The organism is Paracoccus sp. PAR01 (assembly GCF_014851995.1).
Lineage (GTDB): Bacteria > Pseudomonadota > Alphaproteobacteria > Rhodobacterales > Rhodobacteraceae > Paracoccus > Paracoccus litorisediminis.
The window spans coordinates 21,914-30,399 of the sequence record NZ_JACVAW010000031.1; the positions used below are offsets into that span (position 1 = coordinate 21,914).

Genomic DNA, 8,486 nt, shown 5'->3' on the forward strand with positions numbered 1-8,486 from the left:
CTGCTGGTTCTGCCTTTGGTGGAATTCTGCGGAAGGCTGGAAGGGCCCGGATTTCCGGGCCCCTCCCTTTGAGTGTTACTTGCGCGTTGCCGGGGCGTTCTCGTCGATCCAGATGTCTTCGTAATCCTGAATGGCCAGTTCCATCGCGTTCGGCTTCAGCCCATGTACCCAGGGCTGATAGGCCATGACGGCCTTGTTATAGTTGAAGAACCAGACCGGAGCCTCTTCCAGCAGCAGGTTGTTGGCCTGCTTAAGCAGATCATTCTGCTTGGCCGGATCGGTTTCGTTCCCGGCAGCTTCGATCAGCTTGTCGAATTCGGGGTTGGCGAACTTGACGTAGTTGCAGGCCGATTGCGAGGTCGCCGAATGGAAGCAGTTGAGATATTTCAGCGGGTCCGGACCCGATGAGTTCGACCAGATATAGCCGTCGAAATTATCGGACAGGATCTTGTCGGACAGGACCGAACCATCAACCGGATCTGTCGTGACCTCGACCCCGACCTTGGCCAGCATCGGGATGATCGCCTCGACAATGGGCAGGCCCCAGCTTTCATTGTCGGTCGCCGTGACCGAGAATTTCAGACCGGATTCGTAGCCCGCTTCCTTCAGCAGCGCCTTGGCCTTTTCCGGGTCATAGGCATAGGCCTTGGCGTCCTTGTCGAATGCCGGGGACGAGACCGGCAGCCATGAAACCGCCGGATAGGCTTTGTTCTTCAGCAGCCTCTGGACGATCACGTCCTTGTTGATCGCGTGGTTGATGGCCTGACGGACGCGCTTGTCCTTGAAGGCCTCGATCTTGGGATTGAAGCCGATATTGCGCGTATAGACCTCGGCCACTTCAAGGATCTGGTCCTTGAGCGCCGGGTCCTGCGTATAGGCCTCGTACTGAACCGGACCCAGCACGTTCGCGTCGATCTCGCCATTGCGGAAGGCAACGTCGCGGGCGGCGGCCTCGCCCATCAGCATGATGTCAAGCTTGGCCAGATGCGGCTTGCCGGTTTCGTAATAGCCGTCGAACTTGACCAGCTCGACCTTGGAGCCGGGAACGTAATTCGCCAGCTTGAACGGGCCAAGGCCGTTCGGCTTCGAGGCCAGCTGATCCTCGGGATAGTCCTTGGAGTAGATCGGGGCATAGTTGGACATCAGGTTCCAGCCGGGATCGGCCAGATTGGTGACGGTGATCTCGACGGTCTTGTCGTCGATCTTTTTGATGCCGGCGATATGATCGGCCGTGCCCGCCTGAAATTCGGCCACGCCCGCAATCTGCAGCACTTGTTCGGCAGCGGGCAGGGCCTTCTTGGGATCGGCGATGCGGTTGTAGGACCAGATCACGTCATCCGCGTCCAGCTTGTCGCCGTTATGGAAGGTCGCATCCCGCAGCTTGTAGGTATAGGTCTTGCCATCCGCCGATTTCTGGACCGATTCCGCCAGATCAAGCTCGGGTTTGCCGCTGTCCGGGTTCCATTTGTACAGTGAGCGGTTCAGCGCCTTGCCGACGATCTCGTCCTGGGTATGGGGCGTCGCCGTCATGTCCAGCGAGGTGATCGAGTTGCCGTAGGGCGCTGCGAAAACCAGCGTCCCCCCGTCCTTGGGTGTCGCATCCTGTGCCAGGGCGGCCGTCGCCGTCCCAAGCGCAAGCATCGCCATCAGGCTAAGTCTGGTCAGCATGTCTTTCCTCCCTGTGGCGCGATTGCGCCCCCTCTGTTGGTGGTCTTGCGGACCGATGCCTCCCCGCACCGGGCCTCAGCTTCTGTCGTGAACGATGCGCCCATCCAGAATCGTGATCTCGCAACGGGTGTGGTGCAGGATCGTCTCGGGATCGGCGGTCAGCAGGTCCTGATCGAACACCGCGACATCTGCCAGCATTCCGGGCTCCAGCCGTCCCTTTACCTTTTCCGCCCCCTGCGAATAGGCGCCATGCTCGGTATAGGCGCGCAGGGCCAGTTCGGGCGTCAGGATCTCGGACGCATCCATCACCGTGCCCTTATGGGTCTTGCGCGTCAGCATCGCGTAAAGATCCGGGAACGGGTTCGGAGAGCAGACCGGTGAGTCACTGCCGGTCGAGGGCTTCATCCCCAACCGGTCCCAGGTCGCGATCGGATAAGACCGCAAGCCGCGTTCCGGTCCCAGAACCGAGACATAGGCATCGCCGAAATCATAGATGAAGGCCTGTTGCGGCGCGGGCAGGATGCCGGAATCCAGCATCCGCTGGTTCATCTCGGCATCGGCATAGCCGCAATGCTCGATCCGGTGGCGACGGGCGTCATCCGGATTCGCGGCACGGACACGCTCATAAGCGCGGATAAGCTGGTCGATGGCGGCATCGCCGATGCCATGGCAGACCATGGTGTAGCCCATCGAGGTATAGCGATCGACCAGTTCGAACAGTTGCGCGTCCGGCAGCATCTGGACGCCGTAATTGTTGGTCTGGCCGTGATAGGGCTGGCGCATCCATGCCGTGCGCCCACCCGCCGAGCCGTCGGTAAAGACCTTGACGCCGCCGATGCGGAACATGTCGCTACCGACCCCGGTGACAAGGCCGACGTCATGGCAGGGCTCGACGATGGATGAGCCGGGATCGCCCAGCAGCGTGGCCCAGACCCGGACCGGCAGCCGCCCGTCGCGAAGCGCAAGGTGATAGGCGCGGATTTCCGTCATGCCGTCGATCTGGCCCGTCGCCGCATCCATGCACGAGGTAATGCCGAACTGTGCAAGATGCTGGCCACCCGCCTCGATCGCGTCGATGATTTCCTCAAGCGAGGGCGTCGGCTGCACGCTATAGACCAGATTCTGGGCGTTTTCCGCCAGCATCCCGGTCAGCTGCCCGTTCTCGCGCCCGATGACACCGCCATCCGGGTCAGGCGTATCCGCCGTGATCCCCGCCCGCGCGAAAGCCAACGAGTTGACGATCGTGACATGGCCGCAGGCGCGCGTCACCGAAACCGGATGATCGGGCAGCGCTGCGTCAAGTTCCTGAGCGGTGGGCATCAGCCCATCCGGGTAGCGGGTTTGATCAAAGCCGCGCGCGCGGATCCACTCTCCCTTCGGGGTCGTGGCGGCGCGGGCCTGAAGCGCGTGGAGCAGATCCGTACGGGTCGGCGCGGCATCCGCGGTGGCATCGACCTGTCCGCGCAGCAGCCCGGTCGAGATCAGATGAAGATGCGCGTCGTTCAACCCCGGCATGGCAAAGCGTCCGGCCAGATCGACGACTTTCGTCTGAGCCCCGATCAGGGGCTCAATCTCGGCATCGCTTCCCAGCGCCAGAATCCGATTGCCGGTAATCGCCAGAGATTCGGCCAGCGGCAACCCATAGCCGGGCCAGATTTTCCCGTGCCGAAGCACGAGATCGGCAGCAATCGCTGAGGTCATGATTGAAACACTCTTCCCTGTGTCGGTCCCGGCAGTCGGGTGCCTGTTATTAGGGCAGGATGCTTCAGAATATGCAGCAGGCTGTCAAGGCATTGACTTGCGGAACCTTCTTGTCGCTGCATTCCGGCAGCGAGTGACCTGTCTTTACGCACGGATGCAAGCCGCTGGGGCCCGCATCCGAAACGCAGCCTTCGGTCCGAAATCAGTCAGCGACCGAGATACGACGCCAGACCGTAAAGGCCTTCTCAAGGTCGGGGTTCAGCTCCATGCCCAGGCCCGCGCCGGGGGGCACGGTGATCATGCCGTTCCGCACCTCGGGCAGTGCGGTGACAAGGTCGCGGTACCACGTCTTGTAGAATGCGCGCACGCTTTCCTGAACCAGGGCATTCGGGGCATTGAGCGACAGGTGGGTCGAGGCGCAAAGCACGACCGGGCCGGTGCAGTCATGCGGGGCGACGGGCAGATGCCATGCCTCGGCCATCGCCGCGATCTTGCGTGCCTCGGACAAGCCACCACACCAACTGATGTCCAGCATGACAACGCCAGCGGCTCCGGTTTCCAGAAGATCGCGGAAACCCCAGCGCGAGCCCAGCGTTTCCGAGGCCGAGATCGGCGCGGGCGAAACGGCAGCATAGCGCTTGAGGCTGGAAAGGCTGTCCATCTTGATCGGGTCTTCGTGCCAGAAGGTCTGATAGGGCTCCAGCGCCTTGGCGATCTGCATGGCCGGCAGAAGCTGCCACATCGAGTGAAACTCGACCATGATGTCCATGCGGTCACCGACGGCCTTGCGGATTTTCTCGAACGGCTGCAGCGCCGTTTTCAGGTCGGGCATCGAGATATACTGGCCGCGCGACTTTTCCGCCGCGATGTCAAAGGGCCAGATCTTCATTGCGGTGATGCCTTCCTCCAGCAGCGACTCGGCCAGTTCGTCGGCGCGATGCAGGAAGCCGTTCAGATCGTCGTAGTCGCGGATGGCTGCCGACGACAGATCATAATTCGCCGTGGTCTGGCCGGTCGCCTTCTTGATGTATTCGGTCCCCGCACAAGTGTTGTAGGTGCGGATTTCATTGCGGCTGAAACCGCCAAGAAGCTGCGCAATCGGCTGGCCCGTTGCCTTGCCAAAGATATCCCACAGCGCGATGTCAAAGGCGGAGTTGCCCCGCACCTCGGCGCCGGATGAACGAAAGCCCAGATAGCCCACCAGTTCCGACGCCAGCAGATCGATCTGCAGCGGATTGCGACCGATCACACGCGGCGCGACATATTCGTGAATATAGGCCTCGACCGTTTCGGCGCCGAAGAATGTTTCGCCAAGCCCGGTCAATCCTTCGTCGGTATGCACCAGCACCCAAAGCAGGTTCGGCCGTTCGGCAATGCGAACGGTTTCAAGTTTCGTGATCTTCATCCGGTTGTCCTCTATGCAATTCCGGCGGCGAGAAGTGCCTTGGCGCTTTCATCGAAATGTCGTGCCATGAGCTGGCTGGCGGCTTGCGGATCGCCCGCGCTGATCGCCTCGGCCAGCTCGACATGGATCCTGTTCATAGCCTGTCGCTCGGCGTCCGAGGATCGGCTGCGCCATCCAATCGGCCAGGTTTGGCGTGCGATCCCCTGAAAGGCCCCGATCAGGATGGAAAAGATCGGATTTCGCGACGCGCGCGCGATCTCAAGATGAAAGGCCAGGTCGCTTTCCATCACGCTGTCCGCGTCAGAGAAATTATCGACCATCGCCTGCGCGTGACCAAGGATCAGCCGCGCTTCCGCATCGGTGCGGCGTAGCGCGGCCAGCGCGGCGGTGCGCATTTCGATGGTGCGACGCGCGTCATAGACCTGATTGATGCTGATTTGCGCCGTATCGACGCCATGTTCGATCATGAGCGACATGGCACGGTCGTCAAGCTGCGCCACAGTCGCGCGTTTGCCCGCGCTCAGATCGATCAGTCGCACCGCCGCCAGCGATCTGAAGGCCTCGCGCACGACGGTGCGAGAGACGCTCAATTCCCGCGACAGAACCGCTTCGCTGGGCAGGCGGTCGCCGGGATTCAATTCATGCGCCCGAATATGCCGGGTAATCGCCACAATCGCGCTGCTGACCAGACCGCTGGCGTGGCTTGCAGCGTCATCACCTGAAATCGCGGTCACATACTGTCTCCCGAATCTGCAAAACTTGTATGACTAGTTTTTAAGAATTGGGCAACAGTTTTGATATTGCGGAAGGGGCTTCGGGAAACGGGTGCCGCAAATGCTGTTGCGTCCCAGTGCTGAAGCACTGGGACGCAACATTGGCACATCGAACGGAAGCGGCTCCTTAAAGCTTGACCGTCTTGCCGGTCGCTGCCTGATAGGCCTGCACATAGCCCCTTGCGATTGAGCGGACCGCCCGCCCGATCGAGAGATAGGCGTCATCGTTCAGGTTCGCGAAGGACACCCTGACCGACCAGTTCGGCGCGGCAAAACCCGAGCCGTTCAGCAGCACGATGCCGTGGTCCTCGGCCAGTCGGAACGGGATGTCGAGCGGGTGGATGTTCTGCTTGACCCAGGTCACGACATCCTCGCCCACATATTTGCGCAACCAGAATTCAAGGTCGATCACGCCGTAATAGTGGTCGAAATAGGGGCCGGGATTGGATTCCACGCCAAGCCCGTCCACCAGATTGCGGAAGCGTTTCACGCAGATGGCGATGCAGGCCTTTTGATAGATCTTTTCGGCATCCATCATCTCGACCAGGCCGAACAGCGTCATCATCACCTGTTGCGGCAGGGACAGGCCCGAAGTGTGGTTCAGCGCGACATCGCGGCTGTCGGCAACGATGCGGTCGATGAAGCGGATCTCGCGCGGCTTGGGCGTCAGCGCATGGTAGCGCTTGTCGAGCAGGGCCTGAACCTCGGCAGGATGGGCGGCGATCCTTTCGTCAAAGATATTGTCCTGCGCCACCGCGATCACGCCAAGACGCCAGCCGGTGCAGCCGAAATACTTGGAATAGGAATAGACGCCGATGGTGTTGCGGGGCAGGTGACCAAGGATGGACTCGAAGTCGGGAACAAAGGTGCCATAGACATCATCGGTCAGGATCATCAGGTCCGGGCGCTTGGTATTGACGAAATCGACCAGACGGCGGATCGAATCCCTGTCCATCGCCGCAGCCGAAGGGTTGCCGGGATTGACCAGAAACAGCGCCTTGACCGCCGGATCCTCCAACGCGGTCAGGTCGGATTCGGTCAGCTGGAACCTGTCCTCCTGCTCGGCATTCACGCGGATGACGTGCAGGCCGTAATCCTCAAGCTCGGGCATTTCCAGATATGGCGTGAAGATCGGTGTGGCCAGCGCGATTGTATCGCCCGCATTCAGCAGCCGCTGGTTCTTCAGGGCCTTGAACAGGTAGCACATGGCCGCCGTGCCGCCCTCGACCGGGTACAGATCGAACTTCACCCCCGGAGGATGGCCCGCGCACATTGCCCACATCAGATATTCATGGGTGATGATCTCATTGTGATGCAGGGCGCGGTCGGGGACCGGGTAATTGTCGCCGATGATCGAGTCCGTCAGTTCGTGCAGAAAGGCATCGGGGTCGAAGCCGAACTTCGCGATGGCGAATTCGACCGCATCGCCCAGTGTTCGGGCCGGAGGAATGCCATCCTCATCGTCCCAATCCGCCTCTTGGATGCGGGTCTGCTTGGCGATCCAGCGGGTAAAGCGCTGATACGCGCCGTCGCGCGGCGGCATTCCTGCCAGCCCCGCAACCGGGTCGTCGTAGCTGCGCCTGGCCTCGGTCAAGGCGAACTGGCCCAGCAGAAAGAACGCTTCTCGGGCGCGGGTGGCGATCCAGTTCGGGTTGCCGCGCCCGGCATTCAGGAAAGTGCCGGAGGATTTCTCGGCACCGGCGCGAGCAAGCTTGATCAACTCGTCCTTGATTTCGAAGGGCGAGAGTCCGGCAAGGCTTTCGAATTGTATCTTGTCTGGCACGACTGATCCTCCGTTGGCGCTGCGCGCATCCTAACCCAGCTGGGCATGTGCGGGGACCGGGCGGACTGTATATTACCGTGAGTCACCGCCGCCCGGATCGTCAGGCGGATTGTCGCGGGCTTCTTCGGCCTGCACGACCTGCTGCAGGATCACTTGCGCGATGGACGATACTGTCAGGACAAAGACCCCGATCCCGACAAGCAGGAAACCCATGGCGCAAATCTTGCCCAGCGGTGTCTGGGGGGTAAGGTCGCCATAGCCGACCGTGGCCATGCTGACGACCGCGAAATAGAAGGCGTCCAGAAAGCGCCAGCCTTCGAGCCGGGCAAAAACCGCCGCCTGCGCCAGCGCGATCAGCGCGCAGATCAGCAGCAGCGCCTGAACGCGCGTGCTGCGAAAGGCTGCGATGACCGCCCAGAACAGCGTGGCATAGGCATGAAGAAGCCGCATGTTCAGCCCCCCAGCGCCAATGCGATGCCAACAAGGATAAGTCCGACTGCCACCATGGCAAGTCCAACCCGCCACGGTCGCCCCCAAAGCCGTCCCAATGTGCTGCCCGCGACGAAAAGCGACGCGAGGGCGATGGCGTGGGACAGCCACAGCGCCAACTGGGCATCCTTGATCAGCAGGAAGGGCAGGGCGACCGGAAGGGTGCCGAAAAAGACCAGCACAAAGACCATTGCCGCCGCGCGCAGGTCGGTGGCGTCGGGGTGCGTATCCTGCGCGGGAAGAGAGGCAAGATGTTGGCGGATCCGCTCGATATCGTCTTCGTCGAGAGAGGCTGTGACATAGGCGGGCAGGGTGGCCGCGATCTCGTGCCGGGCAAGCGCAGGGGGCGCGTTCTGGACGGTTCCGATCATGCGCATCGCCAAGGCCTTTTCGGCGCGGGTCGACAGCAGATACATCGCCGCGTCGATCAGCCCCCAGGCAAGATTGCAGCCAAGCGCCGCGATCAGCATCAGCCGCACGTCAGCGCGACTTGCCTCGGTCACATTCAGCGAGGCGGTGAAGGTCAGGACCATGATCAGGCCGAACAGGATCTCGGTCGCGCGCGAAACCGGGTCAAGGACGCGGGTCGTGTCGGTTGTCATTGCGCGGGCGGCAGGACGTAAAGCGTCAGGCCGAAGATCGCATAGACCATCAGCACCAGCACCCC

Annotated in this window: 7 protein-coding genes; all 7 read right to left on the minus strand. The window is 61.6% G+C overall.

All coding sequences use genetic code 11. The features are described from left to right. Positions 1 to 75 precede the first annotated feature (75 nt). Complete coding sequence (locus IB235_RS22935) at positions 76 to 1,668, minus strand: ABC transporter substrate-binding protein (protein ID WP_192338698.1); 1,593 nt, start codon at positions 1,666 to 1,668, stop codon at positions 76 to 78. 75 nt (positions 1,669 to 1,743) lie between these two features. Then, the gene (locus IB235_RS22940; protein WP_192338699.1) at positions 1,744 to 3,369 is read right to left on the minus strand and encodes an amidohydrolase; all 1,626 of its coding nucleotides are present in this window, start codon (positions 3,367 to 3,369) and stop codon (positions 1,744 to 1,746) included. A gap of 202 nt (positions 3,370 to 3,571) precedes the next feature. Continuing rightward, positions 3,572 to 4,774, minus strand: a complete 1,203-nt coding sequence (locus tag IB235_RS22945) for a mandelate racemase/muconate lactonizing enzyme family protein (protein ID WP_192338700.1) — start codon at positions 4,772 to 4,774, stop codon at positions 3,572 to 3,574. A gap of 11 nt (positions 4,775 to 4,785) precedes the next feature. Continuing rightward, a complete protein-coding gene (locus IB235_RS22950; RefSeq protein ID WP_370576979.1) occupies positions 4,786 to 5,508 on the minus strand; it encodes a FadR/GntR family transcriptional regulator in 723 nt (240 codons plus the stop codon). Positions 5,509 to 5,674: 166 nt separating this feature from the next. After that, on the minus strand, positions 5,675 to 7,330 hold the full coding sequence (locus tag IB235_RS22955) for a bifunctional aspartate transaminase/aspartate 4-decarboxylase (RefSeq protein ID WP_192338701.1): 1,656 nt from the start codon (positions 7,328 to 7,330) through the stop codon (positions 5,675 to 5,677). A 72-nt stretch (positions 7,331 to 7,402) separates the two neighbouring features. Then, a complete protein-coding gene (locus IB235_RS22960) occupies positions 7,403 to 7,780 on the minus strand; it encodes a potassium channel family protein (RefSeq protein ID WP_192338702.1) in 378 nt (125 codons plus the stop codon). 2 nt (positions 7,781 to 7,782) lie between these two features. After that, on the minus strand, positions 7,783 to 8,486 hold a 704-nt coding region (locus IB235_RS22965; protein ID WP_225612563.1), incomplete at its 5' end, for a VIT1/CCC1 transporter family protein.

Bases quoted from the DNA above. Each gene is read 5' to 3' on its own strand.
- IB235_RS22935 (WP_192338698.1), bottom strand. From the start codon at position 1,668: ATGCTGACCAGACTTAGCCTGATGGCGATGCTTGCGCTTGGGACGGCG.
- IB235_RS22940 (WP_192338699.1), bottom strand. From the start codon at position 3,369: ATGACCTCAGCGATTGCTGCCGATCTCGTGCTTCGGCACGGGAAAATC.
- IB235_RS22945 (WP_192338700.1), bottom strand. From the start codon at position 4,774: ATGAAGATCACGAAACTTGAAACCGTTCGCATTGCCGAACGGCCGAAC.
- IB235_RS22960 (WP_192338702.1), bottom strand. From the start codon at position 7,780: ATGCGGCTTCTTCATGCCTATGCCACGCTGTTCTGGGCGGTCATCGCA.